This is a genomic window from Streptococcus sp. SM3 (genome assembly GCF_027497875.1).
On record NZ_JAJNSA010000023.1, the window covers coordinates 1 to 19,418 of the forward strand.

The window sequence follows — 19,418 nt, forward strand, 5'->3', positions numbered from 1 at the left end:
GTGGGACAGAAATCGGTAATTCGTTAGAATTCGATTTCGTCGTCCCACCTCCGCACAGTTGAGTAGGGCTGTAAAAGCTGATGAAATCAGCGTAGTAGAGCCCACTCAACCACTGCGTCTTGCTTGATAATCCAAAAACAATTAAGAGGCTAGGATTTCTGTCCCACTCTCTAAACGTATAGGAACTAATTTTTAAAATGATTCATGATATACGAAAACTTTCCGCCGTGAGAAAAGTGCTTGAAACATGATAATTTCAAGCACTCGGGAGTTTTGAAACCTTAGGTTCAAAACTAAGTCATGGAACTTCGTAGAAGTTCGCTGACGTCCGTACTCACCTAAGGAAAGTTTTTAAGTTGACTTTATCTATATTCTAAGGATTGGCAAAAAATAACGATCCTTTCTTTTTTTAAAGTGTTTACCCTCAAAAATTCTGATAGTTTACGAATCGTTTACGGTTGGTGGAATCGCTTGCAAAACAGGATCGTAAAAGAGTATACTAAATAAGGAAAAACATTTTTAAAAAGGAGTTTAGGATGAAGAAGCACTATTTTCGCTCAGCTGTAGCAGCCTTGCTTCCGCTTTTGTTGATTGCTCAACCTGTTGAGGCCTGTACGGGGTTCATCATCGGAAAGAAACTGACGGCCGACGGCTCGACCTTGGTAGGACGTACCGAAGATTTAGAGCCCAACCATAATAAAAATTTTGTGGTCAGAGAGCGTGTCTACAATAAAAAAGGTGCCATCTTTGAGGATGCCGCCAACGGTTTTCAATATCCCTTGCCAGAGATTAGCTATAAGTATACAGCAGTCCCAGATGTCACCCCAGATCAGGGAATTTTTGACGAAGCAGGATTCAATGAATATGGGGTTTCCATTTCTGCGACTGTATCTGCTTCAGCAAATGACAAAATCCAAAAAGTGGATCCCTATGTCAAGGATGGTTTGGCAGAATCCGGCTTAACCAGCATTGTTCTCCCAAGTGTGAAAACCGCAAGAGAAGGGGTTGAACTCATTGCTAAAATCGTTGAAGAAAAAGGTGCTGCAGAAGGAAATATTGTGACCATTGCCGATAAAGAAGGTGTCTGGTATATGGAAATCCTATCTGGTCACCAATATGCGGCCATTCTCTTTCCAGAAGACCGTTTTGCAGTCTTTCCAAATACTTTCTTCTTAGGCCATGTTGATTTATCGGATACAGAGCGTACGATTGCCTCAAAAGATCTTGAAAAAGTCGCCAAGGACGCAAATAGCTATAAGGAAGTGGATGGAAAATTCCATGTTTCTCAATCCTATAATCCGCCTTTGCAAGAAGCAGATCGCTCGCGGGTTTGGTCGGGGATCAAATCTCTAGACCCAAGCTCTCCTGTTAAATATGACGATGCGTCCTTTGACCTTCTTCATACAACTGATCGGAAATTAACACTCCGCGATGCCATGAATCTCCAACGCAATCGTTTGGAAGGAACCAAATACAAACCACAGGATCAAATGGAGTTGGATGGAAAAGGCATCCCGAAAAAAGGAGAGTTTGATGCTGTTTATAAATACCCCATCTCCAATCCAAATGTCATGGAGGCCCATATTTTCCAACTGAAAGACGAGGTCCCAGCAAGTGCGGGTGGAGGCACCATGTGGCTGTCGATGGGCAGTCCGCGGAATGCTCCTTACCTACCGTACTATGGCAATATTCTCAACACCTATCAAGCCTACCAAGAATTAGGGGATCATTACAATGACCGCTCCTGGTATTGGACCATTTCAAGAATCAATGACCTTGTAGCCAAGTATCCTGATTTATTCGAAGATGGGGCGATTCGTACTGAAATGGAACGGTTGGAATCTCAGTGGATGGTTGAACAAGATCTGAGTGATCAGGAACAAATTGCCCTTGCTTCTCAGCCTGAAGAAGCGAGTAAGAAGGCAACAGAGGGAGGAATAGCGAGAGCTGAGAAAACCTTTGAACGCTTGCAAGAAATTAGAAAAGAAGCAGAACAAAAGGTAGCAGATGAACACGGAAAAAGTGCTCTGCAAGATCTAGAAGACGAAGAAGATGCTGCTTATGAAGAGAAAATTGATCTAGTTGATTTTGACTATGATTACATTTTAGCAGCAGGCTTGTTCGGAGCAACCCTTCTAGCGATTGTGATCTACCTGATTCGCTCAAAGAAACAAAAGGGAGGAAAACAAGATGACTAAAATTCAAAGAGCCTCAATCTATCTTTTTCTACTGTTTGCAGGAATTGGCTTGGAGTTTGAACTCGGTCATCTTTCTCAACAAGAATTTAGCCAGTCTGCCGGCAGAGATTTGGTCTTAAACTTGTCTGTCTTAGCTGCTATTATTATCCCACTCTATCTCTTTTCAAAACGATTGGCCAAGCAGTTGTCTGTCCCAACCTATCTCTTATGGATTGCTATGTTTGGGGGTGCCTTCGTAGCAGGCTGGTTGAGCTTTTCAGGTAATAGCTTGATCGATATTATGAATAGCCATGTGATCAAGGATGCCACTGTCTTTAACAAGTGGACCGATGCCTTGACAGCCCCCTTCTCTGAGGAATTCTTTAAGGCTCTGGTTGCCTTTTGGGTTGTCTTGATGGTTGGCAAGAAAGATCTAAAAGCGATTCTAATTGCAGGCTTGGGCTCTGGCTTTGGTTTTCAAATCATTGAGGATTTAGGGTACGTTGCCCGCCAAACAAAAACTAGCCAATTAGCCGCCGTTACTGAGGCCATTAATCGTATTTCTGGTGGATTAGCTTCACACGCCCTCTATACAGCAGTTGTATCCGTTGGTGTCTTCCTCTTGTTGTCTCAAGTGACCCAGCAAAAGGAAAAACTCTTTGGACTCTGGTGTGTTGTCTCGACAGTAGCCAATCACTTCTTATGGAATTCTCCGTTTTATGAAACAGACCATCGGATCAATCTTCTCGTCGGACTGCTCTTTGCCGTCCAAGTAGGGACCTTTATCGAAGTGGTTCTCTATACCAAGAAACATCCCGATCTGCCATTTTTAAAACAATAAGAAAATCTTTTACAAACATAAAAGAACTAAGACGTCGGTCTTAGTTCTTTTAGAATGTAAACAAACTGTTTTTTACATAAAACAATCTAAGTGATGAAGAATAATTAAAACTGATAATACCAGTAGGCTCGTTCAAACATATATTGAAACTTTCCGCAGTGAGAAAAGTGCTAGAAATTGGATTATTTCTAGCGCTCGGGAGTTTTGGAACCTTGGGTCCAAAACTAAGTCATGGAACTTCGAAGAAGTTCGCTGACGTCCGTACTCACCTAAGGAAAGTTTCAAAAATGACATTGTCTTCAATCTGAAAACGAAAAACATATCTTAGTTCTTTCATTTTCTCAATTCTTGTAAGAGTGTTTTTGCTTTTTCTAAATTGAAGGGTTTGTTTTCAAGGAGTTGGCTGACCAGACGGGGAACTTCCTCTTCCTTAGCTCCTGCTAGAAGGGCTAGAGAGCGTGCTTGGAGTTTCATATGTCCTGCTTGAATCCCTGTGGTGACTAGGGCCTTTAGGGCAGCAAAATTCTGCGCCAAACCGAGCGACGCGATAATACCGGCTAATTCGATAGCAGAAGGTTCTCCTAGTAAACGGTGGCTGACTTGAACCGTAGGGTTGAGGCCAATGGAGCCTCCTTTTGTTGCAACTGGCATTGGCAAGGTGATCTCACCATAGAGTTTTTTCTCTTCCGGCTGACTTTTCCATTGGCTCAAGCCCTTGTATCGGCCACTTTGTGCAGCATAGGCATGGCCTCCAGCTTCGATGGCCCGCCAGTCATTGCCTGTAGCAAGGACCAGGGCATCAATCCCGTTAAAAATTCCCTTGTTATGAGTGGCTGCACGGTAAGGATCCACTTGAGCCAGTTGGCTAGCTAGCTCCATCCGGTGAGCAATCTCAATGGCTTCCTCAGGATTTCGACTCAGTGCTTTAAAATCGATAGTGCACCGTGCACTCACCAAAGAGCGCGTGGCCAAGTTGGATAAAATCGCCATTAAGGCCTGACCACTAGAGAGTTCTTGGATGCGATCGGTCAGCGCTTCCAGCATGGTGTTGAGCATATTGGCCCCCATGGCCTCTTTAGGATCGACAGCCAAGTAGACAATGAGAAAGTCCCCCTTGTTTTCGACCCAAAGATCCCTTGCTCCGCCTCCACGCTTGACGATAGAAGGATAGGCTTCATTAGCTAGCTGAAGAAGAGTTTCCTTGTCTTCTAGGATGCGCTTGCTAGCCATTTCCACATCCCTAACATCTGTCAGAGCAATCTCACCGATCATTTGACGTTGGTGCACTTGGGTGGTGAAACCGCCCGAACGTTGGATGAGCTTGGCTGCAAAGCTGGCTGCAGCAACGACGGAAGGCTCTTCTGTGACCATAGGAAGGACATAGTCACGACCATTGATCAGAAAATAAGGAGCGAGGCTAAAAGGCAGATCAAAGGTCGACAAGACATTTTCCGTCAGTTGATCTGCAATAGAGAGGGGGAGTCCCTTTTGTTCTTTTAAGATCTGTGCTTCATCCCAAGTTAAGAGGCCTTCCTTTAGTAAGGCCTCTATGCGTTCTGTGGGCGAAAGTTTTGCAAAACCTGGTAATCGTGCCATTATTTTTCTACTTTCTGGTAAGTGCGTTGGTGTTCCTTGATCTCTGTCAAAGCATAAGTTTGAAGCGTAGCAGGTTCAAACACTTGATTGCCACTAGAGTCTAGATCTACTTCCTCATAAAAGAGTCGTTCGTAGTCAGCAACGCTAAGAACCGTCCGTTGATCTAGTTTGTCCATACGGTTATGATCTAGGAGTTGCTCAAAACCAGGAACAAGGTTGGCACTAAAGATCTCAGAAACCGCTCCACTTCCATAACTAAAGAGGGCGATTCGGTCCCCAGCTTTGAGTTGGGGGTCATTTTCCAGTAGTGACAGCAAGCCTAAGAAAAGAGATCCAGTGTAGATATTTCCTACGCGTTGGCTGTATAGAATCGATTGATCAAAATTGTATTGTAATTGATCTTTTTTCTCTTCTGATACTGACTTATCCAAGATTTTTTTCAAGCCCTTGAGAGCTAATTTCGGATAAGGCAAGTGGAAGCAGACGGCTGCAAAGTCTGTCAAGGTAAGGCCAGTCCGTTTCTGGTATTCCGCCCAGGTTGTTTTCAGAGAATCTAGATATTGCTGTGTTGAATAAATCCCATTCACAAAGGGGGTTGTCGCATAATTTGGACGCCAAAAATCCATGACATCGCGTGTTTGGGCAACATTATCATCGTTAAAAGATAGAACACGAGGATTGTGGCTGATCAGCATAGCAACCGCTCCAGCCCCCTGTGTTGGTTCTCCAGGAGTTCCAATTCCGTATTTAGCAATGTCACTGGCAATGACCAAAACCTTACTCTGTGGGAATTTTTCAACATGGAGTTTAGCATAATCCAAGGCAGCAGTCGCAGCATAGCAGGCTTCTTTCATCTCAAAAGAGCGGGCGAAAGGCTGGATATCTAGTAAGCCATGGACAAACACAGCAGCAGCCTTACTCTGGTCAATTCCAGATTCTGTCGCAAGAATCACCATGTCGATCGCTTCTTTATCTTCGTCTGTTAAAATATCATCTGCTGCAGTAGCAGCCAATGTGACGATGTCTTCTGTGATCGGTGCAACACTTTGTTCTTTTAAGAGAAGACCCTTGCTCAGTTTTTCGGGATCGGTATCACGAGCAGCGGCCAAATCTTCTAAACGCAAGACATAAGGGCTCGTCGCAAAACCAATCTTATCAATCCCAATTGTCATTCTTAACCTCTTTTTTATTTGATATCTACTAGTATATTTCGTTACTATTTTACCATATTTAAGGGTAAAACTCCCTTGAAAAAGCTAGATCAGCAAGGAAATCATTCTCGGGACCGATTTTGCAATGTTTCAAAGAAAAATAGAGAATCTATAAGAAAAAGCCATCCTCAGATGGCTTTTCAAATCTTATGTTTAGCTATCTTTTTTAGGGTTACTCATGACCCGTATGAAGAGTTCTTTGCATTTGTCTCTTAGAACTTTTTCGAAGAAGATGAGTATAGCGATGTTCACAATCATAAAGTTCAAGGTCAGATAGAACAAGTCAAATGAATTGCGGGCATAATCAGTCGCTAATAGATAGGAGGAGAGGGCTCCTAGAATCATATAAGGAAGATACTTGATATACTTGTTTATCATCATACAGCACCTCGCATCCTTTAAAGGATTTGTTATTTCACTATCATTGTACTCCTTTTAAACAAAAATACAAGCGATTAAATAGATAAGTTTTGAAAAACCAATGCTAGTTGGCATTGGTCATTTTCCTTTTTTGATGGCGTTGGTAAGAATGGTAGAGTTTCAAAACGACAGATCCACTAGCCATCCCGATGGAGATGACCAAGGCCAGAATAACAACCAGTGTTACGCTGGTTACTGCCTGTCGATATTGGCCGCTGACAAAGAAGGAAGTGGTCCGATAGGAAATATATCCAGGAACCAAAGGGGCGAGAATGGACAGCATAAAGACCACGACAGGCGTCTTGAGAACGATACTTAAAATCTGACTAATGCAGGATCCCACAATAGCGGCGATAAAGGTTGCTACGATAACATTGGTAGGACCTTTTAGAATATAGTATAGTAGCCAGATGCCCATCCCTAAGATTCCTCCAGGAATCAGCATGGAGCGCTGCACATTTAGGACGATTAAAAAGGTGATGATGGCAATCAAACTGGCCACCGCTTGGATTAAAAATTCAGTTAGGTTCATGATTTTATTTCATAAGGACAAGGGCAACGGTTGTACCGGCACCAAGGGCAAGAGTAATGAGGAGAGTCTCAAAGAGCTTACTCATCCCAGAGTTGAGGTGGTAATTCATGAGATCGCGGACAGCATTGGTCATAGCGATTCCAGGAACGAAGGGCATGACACAGCCTGCGATAATGAGATCGGTATTGGATGGAAAACCACTATAGCGCGTCCAGATATGGGCCAAAAAACCGAAGACAAAGGCGGCCGCAAAGGCAGTGGCAAAAGGAATGCGAACGTATTTCTCAACGACAAGAGAAAAAGCAAAGGCAAAGACAGTCGCAATACCCGCTCCAATGGCATCGTAGAAATTTCCTCCAAACATGATGGAGAAGAAAGGCGCACTGAGGGTTGCTGCAATGGTCAACTGGAGATTGGTATAAGGAACACGCTTTCTTTTTAACTCGCTCAGGGCCTGGTAGGCTTGCTCGAGATCGATCTCTCCAGAGACTAGTTGACGAGAGATCTGATTGACATCACAGACTTTTTCGATATTGTAATTGGTCCGCAAGATCCGTTTCATGCGCGTGACATTGGCATTCTCAATTGAAAAGAAAATAGCGACTGGCATCGCTAAAACATTGCAATCGACGATTCCCTGTGAATGGGCGATCCGGATCATGGTATCTTCGACCCGGTGAATCTCAGAACCGCTCTCTATCAGGAGGGTTCCAGCTAACATCAGGACGTCGATCACTTGGTTGATCTGTTTTGACTCTTCCATAATTTCCTTCTTACTAAATAATCTGTTTCTATTATAGCAAAAAAGGACGAGAGACAGAACTAAAATTTGACAATTCTAGTTTGTTTCTTATCCTTTCTGAATTCGTTTAGAATAGCTATTGTTTAGGCTTATCATTCGTTAACTCGGGTGGTGGTGCTGCACGGTGCTATCCTGGACGAGAAGGGTTGCTAAAAAGATCAGTGCAATCAGGATAAAGAGCCAAATAATAGCGAAAATAAATGTTAAAAACATAGGATCACCCCTTCTATCTTATTTACAGCTCTACTATAACACTTGGAGAAAGCGCTGTCAAACCCTATATAGTAAGCTCTTAAACTCTTTCAAAATTCAGAATACTCTTGCGATGGGGATGAAAAAAACCAGCCGTTTCCGACTGGTTTTTTAAGATCTATTTGAATCTTAGTTCAAGGCATCATCCATTGAAAGAACTTCGTGGAAGACACGTTGTGTCAATTCAGTTTTTTGTTCTGGAGTGAGGTATTTAGTGTTTACACAGTATCCAGAGATACGTACGATTACGTCTTCACCTGACATGATCTTTTCGTAAACATCGTTCAAGTCCATAACGTTCAAGTTAACGTGTTGTCCACCGTTTTCGAAGTATCCATCAAGGATGGTTACCAAGTTATCAACTTGTTCGTCACGAGTTTTACCAAGAGCACGTGGTGAAACTTGAGTAGTGAGTGAGATACCATCAGCTGCATAACCAAAGTCAAGGCTAGCAAGTGAGTTCAAGTTTTGCAACCATCCACCTTTAGCTTTGTTAGATGGGTTAGCACCTGGTGAGAAGAATTCCAATTTAGACAAGTTCACAGAACCATCTTCGTTGAGGTATACCCCTTTGTGGACTGGTGAGTTACCAGTTTGTTTAGAGTAAGCAACGTTAGAAGTGATGGTAAGAAGTGAAACAGTTGCTTCAGCGTTCTTGTAAAGTTTGTGGCTACGTAGACGAGTTGTGTAAGCTTCGATCAACCATTCTGCCAATTCGTTAGAACGTGGGTCATCTTCACCCCAACGTGGGTATTCACCGATTGTTTCGTAGTCGTAGATGTAGCCATCTTCGTCACGGATTGGTTTAACAGTAGCGTATTTGATTGCTGACAATGTATCAACAGTATTGGCAAATCCACAGATACCGAATCCCATGTTAGCGCGTTGGTGAGTTGGCAAGAAGGCCATTTGAACAGCTTCGTAGTTGTACTTATCAGTCATGTAGTGGATGATGTTCAAAGCATCTACGTAAGTGTCTGTCAACCAGTCAAGAGATTTTTCGAAGTTTGCTTTAACAGATTCGAATTCAAGAACTTCGTCACGGATTGGATCGATATCAAATACTTTGTAGTCTTTATGAACATCGTCGTAACCACCGTTCAAACCAGTAAGAAGAGCTTTAAGCACGTTAACACGAGCACCGAAGTATTGGATGTTGTGGCGTTGTTCTTCGTTTTCTGGGTCAAGTGGAGATACACAACATGAGATACAGCTCATTTCACCGTATCCGTCTTTGGCCATTGTTGTTACACCTTCGTATTGGATAGAAGAGTGTTTGTGGCTCATGTGCATACAGTAGCGACGGAAGCTATATGGCAATTTGTCAGTCCAAAGAACTGTCAAGTTTGGTTCTGGAGAGTTACCGATGTTGTCCAAAGTGTTCAAGAAACGGTAGTCCATCTTAGTAACACGGTGACGTCCGTCGTTACCCATACCAGCCATAGAAGTTGTGATGAAGGTTGGGTCACCTGAGTACAATTGGTCGTAAGCTTTTGTACGAGCAAATTTAACAGTACGCAATTTCATAACGAAATCGTCAACGAATTCTTGGATTTCTGATTCAGTAAATGTACCACGAGCCAAGTCACGTTCAGCGTAGATATCCAAAACGATTGGCACACGTCCAAGAGAAGTAGCAGCACCGTTGATCACACGGCAGACAGCCATGAAGGCGATGTTTGTCCATTGGATTGCTTCTTTTGTATTGAAGGCAGGACGACGCACATCTACACCATAAAGGTCACCCAATTTAACAACTTCTTGAAGTGCTTGGTATTGAAGGTTTACTTCTTCACGAAGACGGATTGATTCTTCATCAATTTCAGTAATAGAGTTCCAGTCGTTTGCTTTTTCAGCCATCAAGTAGTCAGCACCGTAAAGAGCCAAACGAGCATAAACCCCGATGATACGTCCACGAGAGTAAGCATCTGGAAGACCAGTTACAGTGTGAGCGTGACGAGCACGACGGATGTTAGAAGTGTAAGCGCGGAAGATACCGTCGTTTACAGTTGTAACGTATTTTGTGAAGATTTCATGAACTGCAGGATCTGGTTCGTATCCATTTTCTTTCAAAGTAGTTTCTGCCATACGGATACCACCACGAGGCATAAAGTTCAATTTGAACAATTCATCATTTTGGATACCGAAGATCACTTCGTTTTCTTTATCGATATATCCAGCTGCGATATCAGCGATAGATGTTGGACGGTTATCGTATGGGAAACGAGTTTCTTCATAATGAGCTTTCGTTTCTTCAACAATTTTTTTGATGTGAAGAGAACGTTCAGTTGGACCAGCTAGGAAGCTTTCATCTCCATCATATGGTGTGTAGTTAGCTTGAACGAAGCGAGAAACGCTTGCTTTTTCTTTCCAATCTTCACCTTTGAAGCCTTCCCAGGCTTTGTCAAAAATATCTTGTGCTTCAACGACTGTTTTAACAACCATTTTTATTTTCCTCTATTGTCTTTCTAGCAACTATATCTGTTGCACTTACAATAGTAGTATACCATACAGAAATCGGTTACACAAAGGCGAATTGCGAAAAACAGCAGATTCTTTTGTAATACAGTTTCAAATCCTCTGCGATACTGTACTATATTTTTGAAAACAAACACAGTTTTTCAACAATTTTCATGTTTTCTGGAGAGCCGATTTTTGCAATTCTGAAATTTTCTTCCTATAATAGAAAGAAAGGAGGGTGAAAAATGCTGATATTTCCATTAGTGAATGATACCAGTCGCAAGATTATTCATATTGATATGGATGCATTTTTTGCTGCCGTCGAAGAAAGAGACAACCCTAGTTTAAAGGGTAAGCCTGTCGTGATTGGCCAGGACCCTCGTCAGTCAGGAGGGAGAGGTGTTGTCTCGACTTGTAACTATGAAGCACGGAAATATGGCATTCATTCAGCTATGAGCTCTAAAGAAGCGCTGGACCTTTGTCCTCAAGCCATTTTTATCTCTGGAAATTATGAGAAATACCGAGAAGTAGGTGAGCAGGTCCGTGAGATTTTCAAGCGTTATACAGATCTGATCGAGCCTATGAGTATTGATGAAGCCTATCTAGATGTGACGGAAAATAAAATCCAGAGCAAATCAGCTGTCAAGATTGCTCGCTTGATTCAGCATGCGATCTGGGAAGAGCTGCATCTCACAGCTTCAGCGGGTGTTTCTTATAATAAGTTTTTGGCCAAGATGGCGAGTGACTACCAAAAGCCCCGTGGCCTAACGGTGGTCTTACCGGAGGACGCTGAGGATTTCCTGAGCCAAATGGACATTGCCAAATTTCATGGAGTAGGAAAGAAGACAGTGGAGCGCCTGCATGAGATGGGTGTCTATACTGGCGCGGATCTTTTAGTCATCCCGGAGATGACTTTGATTGATCGGTTTGGGCGATTTGGCTATGATCTCTTTCGAAAGGCGCGAGGGATTCATAATAGCCCTGTCAAAAGTCACCGCATCCGCAAGTCGATCGGAAAAGAGCGGACCTACCGCAAGCTCCTTTATGCAGAAGATGATATTTTAGAAGAAATTGCCAATCTGTCCAGTAAGGTGGCCCAATCGCTGGAAAAACATGGTAAGCAAGGAAAGACCTTGGTCTTAAAAGTGCGCTATGGAGACTTTACCACCTTGACTAAGCGTATCACCTTGACGGAGCCAACGCGAGATGCTGAGCGCATCAATCGTTCAGCGCGTCACATTTTTCAAGAAATCGAATCGATAAATACAGGAATCCGCCTCTTGGGTGTCACCATGACCAACTTTGTTGATCATACCGAGTTACCTTTGGTGGAAGAAAAAGAAGACGACTAGTTTGTTCACTAGTCGCCTGAGATTGATGACAAAGTCATCTTAGAAACTTTCCTTAGGTGAGTACGGACGTCAGCGAACTTCTACGAAGTTCCATGACTTAGTTTTGAACCTAAAGTTTCAAAACTCCCGAGTGCTAGAAACCATAGTGTTTCTAGCACTTTTCTCACGGCGGAAAGTTTCAGTTGTATTTGAATGAGTCTTAAAAAATATATTATTTTAATTTTTGGGGTATCAATTAGGTTGTTTGACGTCAAAAAAGGCTGCAATCTCTTCTTCTGTCAGTCCGATCATGGGGGAGATAGTGTGGAGATTGTCTTCAGTCAGTCGATAGACAGTAGGCTTAGACGTCTCTGCTTTCGTTTCAACAGTTTCTTCCTTGCTTCGTGCAGATTCGACTGTAGCAGAAGCCGTTGCAAGGGATGAAGAATAGTCTGTGGTTGCTTCGCCTCCGTCCAGTTCCTTGAAGCGTTCAACCAAATAGGTCTTGCGCGCTGTACCTGTATTTTTAGTAGCGAAATCAAAGGCGCTGTATTCTCCTAAGAGAATCAGCTTGCTCTTTGAGCGCGTGATGGCGGTATAGATCAAATTACGCTGCAACATCCGGTGGCTTTGATTGGTAATGGGTAAAATCACCACAGGAAATTCGCTTCCTTGCGATTTGTGAATACTCATCGCATAGGCTAAGCGAATCTTGTACCATTCATTGCGCGGGTAGACGATTTCATTGCCATCAAATTGGATAGTCAATTCATCTTGCTTGGATTCTGTATATTTTCCTGGGAGAAGATCGGTAATGTAGCCGATATCTCCGTTAAAGACATTGCTTTCTGCATCATTGACCAGATGGATGACCTTGTCTCCATCGCGGTATTGGCAGTCTGGCGTGTCAAAGACCACCTGATCTTTAACAGCTGGATTGAGAAGGTCTTGCATGAGCGTATTGATATTGTCAATGCCGGCCTGGCCCTTGTACATGGGTGCCAAGACTTGGATATCTCGAGCAGGGATTTGACTACGAAGGGCAGCAGAAGTGATTTGTTCGATCATCTTAGGGATGTGTTCGCTTCCGGCTTCGAAATAAGAGCGGTCGGCTTTTCGTTCTGTGAAATCTTGAGGAAGCTTGCCCTGGCGAATATCTCCTGCTAGTGAGACAATGGTCGAGTCCTCACTCTGTCGGAAAATATGCTCCAGTTTGGTCTGAGGGATGCTCGGAATCTGCAAGAGATCAGCCAAGACCTGACCAGGGCTGACGGAAGGTAATTGGTCGGCATCTCCCACAATCAAGAGTTTCGTATCCGTTGCAATGTTGCTAAGTAATTGATTAGCCAGCCAGGTATCAACCATGGAAAATTCGTCCACAATGATAAAGTCTGCATCCAGATAGTCCTCTAAGTGGCTGGTGTCATCATCTCCTGTCATCCCCAAATGGCGGTGGATGGTGGCGCTCGGAAGTCCTGTCAGCTCATTCATGCGCCTAGCTGCCCGTCCCGTTGGAGCAGCCAGCAGGATCGGCAGGTCTTTTTTCTTCCGCAGATCCAACTGGTGGAGTTGGGCATAGACACTGATCATCCCATTGATAACGGTAGTTTTTCCTGTTCCCGGTCCCCCAGTGAGGATAAAGACCTTGTTTTGGATAGCCTGGTGAATGGCCTCTTTTTGAATGGCATCGTAGCGAATCCCCAGATCTTTTTCAACCGCCTCGATAGCCCGGTTGATTTTCTCGGCTTCAAATGAAGCTTGCTTTCCTTTTTCCAACAATCGACCAATATGGCTGCGAATGCCTTCCTCCGCAAAGAAGAGGCTGTTGTCAAAGATCTTGGTGTCCACATTTTGAACCTTGTCTTCCTCAATGAGGCGTCCTAATTCTTGGGCGACAGTGGAAGGATCCAATTCTATTGGACGAGCGGATTCTAACAGGTCAATGGTATAGCGCAGGAGATCCTTGGCTTCGATGTAGGTATTTCCAGTCTCGATAGAGTAGCTAAAGAGGCTGTGGATCAGACCCGCGCGGAAACGCTCAGGAGCGTCACTAGCAATGCCCAATTCTTCTGCCAATTGGTCCGCGATTTTAAAGCCCATGCCTTGGATATCTTCCACCAATTGGTAGGGCTGTTGCTCCACGATCTGGAGGGTTTCTTCTTTATAAAAGTCTTGGATCTGAAAGGCCAATTTATTGGGAATGCCATAGTTGGCTAGTTGGGCGAGAATGCGCTCCGTTCCGTAATTCTGACGGAGTTTTTCTACAAAAGCCAGGCGGTTTTTCTTGGAGAGACCTGTGATTTCTTCTAATTTTTCAGGAGCCTCCAAAATTTTGTCAATGGTATCGTCCCCATAGAGGTCCACGATTTTTTGGGCTGTTTTGAGACCAATTCCTTTAAAGTGATCGCTGGAAAAATATTTCACCAAGCCCTTGCTAGAGGGTTTGGCACGTTCATAGCGACTGATTTTGAGCTGTTCTCCGTATTTAGGATGATGGACCAGCTCCCCCCAGAAGGTGTAGTCTTCGCCTTCCATGATATCTGCCATGGTGCCCGTCACAATAATCTCAAAATCATCAAAGTCTTCGGCATCGGTATCGCTGATGTCGAGCAAGAGGATTCGAAAAAAACTGCTAGGATTTTCAAAAATAATGCGCTCAATAGTACCAGAAAAATAATATTCCATCATTTCTTTCCTTTTTATAAAGCGAGGCTGGGACATACTTGTCTCAGCCTCAGTCTGTTAATCTATACTAATAAGTTTTGAAAGGGTAGATCGGCCATAGTCTAAAGACGGCTTGCCCTTTGATTTGTTCTTTCTTGAAAGCTCCGACCTGACGGCTATCTTTTGAAACGATCCGGTCATCTCCAAGTAGGAGGTATTCATCGTCGAGCAACTTCAAGGTAAATTTAGGATTGCCATCCTTGTCTACTGTAAAAGCTTGGGCTGTATTGGCCAATTGGCGGAAGAGTTCTCCGTTTTCTTCGAACCCTTTTCCAGTGTAGGTCGATTGCAATTTATCTTTTTTGAAACGAGCAATGTAGTCTTTCAAATAGGGCTCATTGGTCTTTTTCCCATTGATGTAGAGGGTATCGTTATCGTATTGGATGGTATCTCCAGGAAGACCGATGACCCGCTTGACAATGTCCTTGGTTTTGCCGTCGTCGTCTTTTTCATTGGCAACGACAATGTCGAAACGATCAATTGAGAGGTGGTTGACCACAAGGAGATACTCGCTATCTGCTAGGGTTGGATCCATCGAATGGCCGTCCACCTTGACCGGAGCCCAGAGGTAGATGCGAGAGGCGATAATGAGACCAACAATAATACTGAAGAGGCCCCATTCTTTAAGGAATCTCACCACTGGTGAGCTAGATGACTGTTTTGAACTTCTTTTTGACATAACTTATCTTTCTAGTAATTTCTTTGCTTTTTCTGTGTTTTTAAAATGGAGTTTGGCACAATAACCCAGAGCCTTCATCCCGTAGGTCTGAAGCAATTTAGCAGCGACTTGGTCTGACTTCGCCCCTGCTCCACTAGGGAGATTAAAGCCCAGTTCCTTGCCCAGATCTTCTAGATTTTGAAGGAAGAGATTGCGGGCGATGATGGAACTAACTGCAACCGCTAAATATTTGCTTTCTGCTTTTTCTTCCAACTCAATGGCTTGGGTGACCTGATTTTTTTCAGCTTTCACGTATTTTTGGTAGTTTTTAGCCGTCGTAAAGGCATCGATCACAATTCGTTCTGCTTGGATTCCTTTATTCAATAGAAGATAGATAGCCTGATTGTGCAGGGCCACTTTGACCGAAACAGCATTGTAGCCAGAAGCAATGACTTCATTGTACTTCTTTGGAGACAATAAGAGTGCTTGGTGCTGGATGTTTTCCTCAAGGAGAGGAGCCAATTGCTGAATTTTTCGATCATCCAAGGTCTTTGAATCCCCAACACCGAGCTTTTTTAGCCAGTCGTGCTGGTCAGGTGTGACAAAGGATGCAACGACGGTGAGTCCACCAAAATAAGAGCCGTTTCCAACCTCGTCGGTTCCGATCATGGCTAAATCTTGTCCTGCAGATGAAGTAGTAGAACCTTTAGGGTTCTCAGCATCTTGCCCGAAAAAGGCCAGGTAAGGAGTAAGGTCATTGCCTTGAAGCAAGACTTTTCCAGACTTGTAGATCGAAACGGTCGCTCCCTCTAGTCGAAAGAAATAATCCATATGAGGATTCTTGCTTTGAGAGAGAGAACGGCGATAGGTATGGACAAAATCAAGGATTTGCTCCTGTGTTGGAGTGAGTGTCATACTTTCCATAACCACTATTGTACCACAAATTCAGGGAGAGAGGGAGCAAAAAGAAAGAAAGAATCCACTGGAAAATCCCTGTGAAGAGGGGCTTTGCTACTGACAAAGCTAGCCTTTTTTGGTATAATACCGTGAGGTGATTTTTATGGCGAGCTTAAATAGATATAAATTTACATTTGGAAACAAAGCGCTCACTTTAACAACCAACCATGATAATTTGTTTATGGAAGAAGTCGAACGTGTTGCGAAAGAAAAATACCAAGCAATTAAGGAACAAATGCCAGAGGCAGATGATGAAACCATCGCGATCTTATTGGCAGTAAACAGTTTGTCCATGCAGCTGAATCGCGAGATTGAGTTTGATGACAAAGAAAAAGAATTAGATGATTTTCGTCGCAAGGCTTTAGACGACTTAAAGGATAAATCATCCAAATAAGAGGAGATACATGTTAACTTTCTTAATCTTATTGATTTTGGCATGGAGCTTTTATATTGGCTATGCAAGAGGGATTATCCTCCAGTCCTATTACTTTCTAGTGACCTTAGTGGCCCTCTTGATTGCAGGTGGTAGCTACAAGGGACTGGCCAAGGTGTTGTCTCTATGGGTGCCTTTTTCGAGTCCCACCCAGCAATCGGTGAATTATTTTTATGCCAACCGCTACCTATTTCAATTAGATGACATCTTTTATGCAGGTTTGGCATATGTATTGATTTTTGCGATGATCTACCTGATTGGTCGTGTGATTGGGATCTTTATGCACTTGGTACCCCAGCCAGAAAAACTGGAGGATCGCAAGTATCAAATTGGAGCGGGTGTGATCGCCGTCGTGATAACTCTCCTGGTCATCCAGATGGGCTTGACTGTCCTCTCAACGGTTCCCATGGCTTCCATCCAAAATAGACTCAATGCAAGTGGATTGATCCGCTTTATTATCCTTCATACCCCGATTAGTTCCAGTCTGTTCCACAACTTGTGGGTGACTGCGATTATCGGAGCTTAAGGAGCAAAAATGAAGAAAGGAGTGAGACAAGTCCGATTCAAGGAAGGACGCTCACTTTTTTTGTAGGAGAAACATGAATAAAAAGATCTTAGATATTCTGGAGTTTGACAAGGTCAAGCAACTCTTTGAACCCTATCTACAGACAGAACAAGGGGAGATGGAGCTAGCAGCCCTTACTCCAACTGATAAAAAAGAAAGCATCGAAACGGCCTTTATGGAGCTAGAAGATATGGAGCAGATCCTCTTGGAAGAGCCTCGCTTTGCCGTGTCGACCATTCAAGATGTCCGTCCAGTGGCCAAGCGTTTGGAGATGGAGGCATCCCTCAATATTGATGAATTACTAGCGTTAAAAGCTGTCCTTCGGGTGACACATGAGCTCAAGGATTTCTACGACAACTTGGAAAATGTCCGTCTGGAAAGGCTCAATCGCCTCTTTGACAACTTGGTGGATTTACCACGCCTACAAGGTGGGCTTCAAGCTATCAACGAAGGAGGCTTTGTCGAATCTTTTGCCAGTGAAAAATTGGCCAAAATTCGTCGCCGAATCCAGGAAAATGAACACCAGGTCAGAGAGATTCTCCAAGACCTGCTAAAAAGCAAGGCCGATATGTTAGCGGATGCTGTGATTGCTAGCCGGAATGGCCGCAATGTTCTACCAGTAAAAAACACCTATCGCAACCGGATTGCAGGGGTGGTCCACGATATCTCAGCCAGCGGGAATACCGTTTATATCGAGCCTCGAGCAGTGGTCAATCTTAATGAAGAAATCGCCAACCATCGAGCCGATGAACGCTATGAAATCATTCAGATTCTGGAGGAATTGTCTGACACCCTCCGCCCTCATGCAGCAGAGATTGCAAATAACGCTTGGATTATCGGTCACTTGGACTTGATCAAGGCCAAGTATCGCTTTATGCGCGATTGTAAGGCAGTGGTACCAGAGGTTAGTAGCAATCGCTCTATTCAGCTCTTGCAAGTGCGTCATCCCTTGATTGAAAATGCCGTCGCGAATGACCTGCATTTTACCGAGGACTTGACAGAAATCGTGATTACCGGTCCCAATACAGGGGGGAAAACCATCATGCTAAAAACGCTGGGACTAGCGCAAATTATGGCCCAGTCTGGTCTTCCCATCCTAGCGGATCCAGGTAGTCGTGTGGGGATCTTCTCACAGGTCTTTGCAGATATTGGAGATGAACAATCGATCGAGCAGAGCTTGTCGACCTTCTCCAGTCATATGACCAATATCGTATCTATCTTACATCAAGTGGATACCGCCTCCTTGATCCTTCTGGATGAGTTGGGGGCTGGAACCGATCCTCAAGAGGGGGCTGGCCTTGCTATTGCCATTCTAGAAGACCTGCGCTTACGCGGGATTAAGACCATGGCGACAACCCACTATCCAGAGCTCAAGGCCTACGGGATTGAGACTGCAGGAGTGCAAAATGCCAGCATGGAATTTGATACAGCGAGTCTGCGTCCGACCTATCGCTTCATGCAAGGAGTTCCTGGTCGCTCCAATGCCTTTGAAATTGCCCGTCGTTTGGGCTTGTCTGAGACCATTATCCAGGATGCCATGAAGATGACCAATACGGATAATGATGTCAATCAGATTATTGAAAAATTGGAGGCGCAGACCTTAGAAAGTCGCAAGCGCTTGGATACCATTCAAGAGGTCGAGCAAGAAAATCTCAAATTCAATCGCGCTCTTCGAAAGCTCTATAACGAATTGACCAGAGAGAGAGAAACAGAGCTCAATAAGGCAAGAGAAGAGGCCAAGGAAATTGTGGACATGGCCCTCTCAGAGAGTGACCGTATCCTTCAAGGGCTTCACGCCAAATCCCAGTTGAAACCACATGAGATCATTGAGGCCAAGGCTCAGTTGAAAAAACTCGCTCCTGAAACCGTCGACCTTTCTAAAAATAAAGTCTTGAAAAAAGCCAAAAAGGCGCGTGCTCCTAAGGTAGGTGATGAAATCTTGGTTATCAGCTATGGCCAACGCGGAACCCTAGTCAAGCAACTCAAAGATGGTCGCTGGGAGGCGCAAGTCGGCTTGATCAAGATGACCTTGGAAGAAAAAGAATTCAACCTCATCAAGGCTGAAAAAGAAGCGGCTCAACCTAAGAAACGTCAGGTGAATGTCGTCAAACGTTCGAACACGAGTGGGCCGAGAGCGCGTCTGGACCTCCGTGGGAAACGCTATGAAGAGGCCATGCAAGAGCTAGATGGCTTTATCGATCAGGCCCTGCTCAACAACATGGCCCAAGTCGATATCATCCACGGGATCGGGACGGGAGTTATCCGTGAAGGGGTGACCAAGTACCTCCGTCGCAACAAACATGTCAAAAGTTTTGAATATGCCCCCCAAAATGCGGGTGGAAGTGGCGCAACCATTGTCACGTTTAAAGGGTAAGTTAAGTAATTCTGCAAAGAAATATAAATCTGTCTCATTTTTAGAATGAATTAGGAAAATACCGAAACTTTCCGCCGTGAGAAAA

15 protein-coding genes are annotated in these 19,418 nt (G+C 44.0%); 6 read left to right on the forward strand and 9 right to left on the reverse strand.

Going from position 1 to position 19,418, the window contains the following annotated elements; translation table 11 throughout:
• Window positions 1–536: 536 nt before the first annotated feature.
• Together PAN06_RS05510 and PAN06_RS05515 are read left to right on the forward strand one after the other, a co-directional pair.
• The gene (locus tag PAN06_RS05510) at window positions 537–2,198 is read left to right on the forward strand and encodes a C69 family dipeptidase (RefSeq protein WP_269795805.1); all 1,662 of its coding nucleotides are present in this window, start codon (window positions 537–539) and stop codon (window positions 2,196–2,198) included.
• Entirely contained in the window at window positions 2,191–3,018 is an 828-nt protein-coding gene (locus PAN06_RS05515) for a PrsW family glutamic-type intramembrane protease (RefSeq protein ID WP_269795806.1), read from the forward strand. Before PAN06_RS05510 ends, PAN06_RS05515 begins: the two co-directional genes overlap by 8 nt.
• 333 nt (window positions 3,019–3,351) lie before the next feature.
• Here PAN06_RS05515 and PAN06_RS05520 read toward each other — a convergent pair whose 3' ends face one another.
• The 6 genes from PAN06_RS05520 to pflB form a co-directional block, all read right to left on the reverse strand.
• The gene (locus tag PAN06_RS05520) at window positions 3,352–4,614 is read right to left on the reverse strand and encodes a hydroxymethylglutaryl-CoA reductase, degradative (RefSeq protein WP_269795807.1); all 1,263 of its coding nucleotides are present in this window, start codon (window positions 4,612–4,614) and stop codon (window positions 3,352–3,354) included.
• Entirely contained in the window at window positions 4,614–5,786 is a 1,173-nt protein-coding gene (locus PAN06_RS05525) for a hydroxymethylglutaryl-CoA synthase (protein ID WP_269795808.1), read from the reverse strand. Before PAN06_RS05525 ends, PAN06_RS05520 begins: the two co-directional genes overlap by 1 nt.
• Window positions 5,787–5,978: 192 nt before the next feature.
• Window positions 5,979–6,203 (reverse strand): hypothetical protein, encoded by a 225-nt coding sequence (locus tag PAN06_RS05530; RefSeq protein WP_269795816.1) that lies wholly within the window; start codon window positions 6,201–6,203, stop codon window positions 5,979–5,981.
• Window positions 6,204–6,309: 106 nt separating this feature from the next.
• Window positions 6,310–6,777 carry a threonine/serine exporter family protein gene (locus PAN06_RS05535; protein ID WP_070659478.1) on the reverse strand — a complete coding sequence of 156 codons (468 nt, stop codon included), beginning with the start codon at window positions 6,775–6,777 and terminating at the stop codon, window positions 6,310–6,312.
• 4 nt (window positions 6,778–6,781) lie between these two features.
• On the reverse strand, window positions 6,782–7,540 hold the full coding sequence (locus tag PAN06_RS05540; protein WP_269795809.1) for a threonine/serine exporter family protein: 759 nt from the start codon (window positions 7,538–7,540) through the stop codon (window positions 6,782–6,784).
• Between the two features lie 420 nt (window positions 7,541–7,960).
• A complete protein-coding gene (pflB, locus tag PAN06_RS05545; protein ID WP_049471905.1) occupies window positions 7,961–10,276 on the reverse strand; it encodes a formate C-acetyltransferase in 2,316 nt (771 codons plus the stop codon).
• A gap of 260 nt (window positions 10,277–10,536) precedes the next feature.
• Here pflB and dinB point away from each other — a divergent pair, with 260 nt between their 5' ends.
• Window positions 10,537–11,643: a DNA polymerase IV gene (gene dinB, locus PAN06_RS05550; protein ID WP_269795810.1), complete on the forward strand. Its 1,107-nt coding sequence runs from the start codon at window positions 10,537–10,539 to the stop codon at window positions 11,641–11,643.
• A gap of 231 nt (window positions 11,644–11,874) precedes the next feature.
• Here the strand turns inward: dinB and PAN06_RS05555 are convergent, their stop codons facing one another.
• From PAN06_RS05555 to rnhC, 3 genes are all read right to left on the reverse strand, one after another.
• Window positions 11,875–14,307 carry an ATP-dependent RecD-like DNA helicase gene (locus tag PAN06_RS05555; RefSeq protein WP_269795817.1) on the reverse strand — a complete coding sequence of 811 codons (2,433 nt, stop codon included), beginning with the start codon at window positions 14,305–14,307 and terminating at the stop codon, window positions 11,875–11,877.
• A gap of 67 nt (window positions 14,308–14,374) precedes the next feature.
• On the reverse strand, window positions 14,375–15,025 hold the full coding sequence (gene lepB / locus PAN06_RS05560; protein WP_003008799.1) for a signal peptidase I: 651 nt from the start codon (window positions 15,023–15,025) through the stop codon (window positions 14,375–14,377).
• A 3-nt stretch (window positions 15,026–15,028) separates the two neighbouring features.
• A complete protein-coding gene (gene rnhC, locus PAN06_RS05565) occupies window positions 15,029–15,928 on the reverse strand; it encodes a ribonuclease HIII (protein WP_118227825.1) in 900 nt (299 codons plus the stop codon).
• A 136-nt stretch (window positions 15,929–16,064) separates the two neighbouring features.
• Here rnhC and PAN06_RS05570 point away from each other — a divergent pair, with 136 nt between their 5' ends.
• The 3 genes from PAN06_RS05570 to PAN06_RS05580 all read left to right on the forward strand — a co-directional run bounded on the left by PAN06_RS05570 (window position 16,065) and on the right by PAN06_RS05580 (window position 19,333).
• Window positions 16,065–16,355: a hypothetical protein gene (locus tag PAN06_RS05570; protein WP_003005477.1), complete on the forward strand. Its 291-nt coding sequence runs from the start codon at window positions 16,065–16,067 to the stop codon at window positions 16,353–16,355.
• Window positions 16,356–16,365: 10 nt separating this feature from the next.
• Window positions 16,366–16,920, forward strand: coding sequence for a CvpA family protein (locus tag PAN06_RS05575; RefSeq protein ID WP_021153876.1), 555 nt, complete (start codon window positions 16,366–16,368; stop codon window positions 16,918–16,920).
• A 73-nt stretch (window positions 16,921–16,993) separates the two neighbouring features.
• On the forward strand, window positions 16,994–19,333 hold the full coding sequence (locus tag PAN06_RS05580; protein WP_269795811.1) for an endonuclease MutS2: 2,340 nt from the start codon (window positions 16,994–16,996) through the stop codon (window positions 19,331–19,333).
• Window positions 19,334–19,418: the final 85 nt, after the last annotated feature.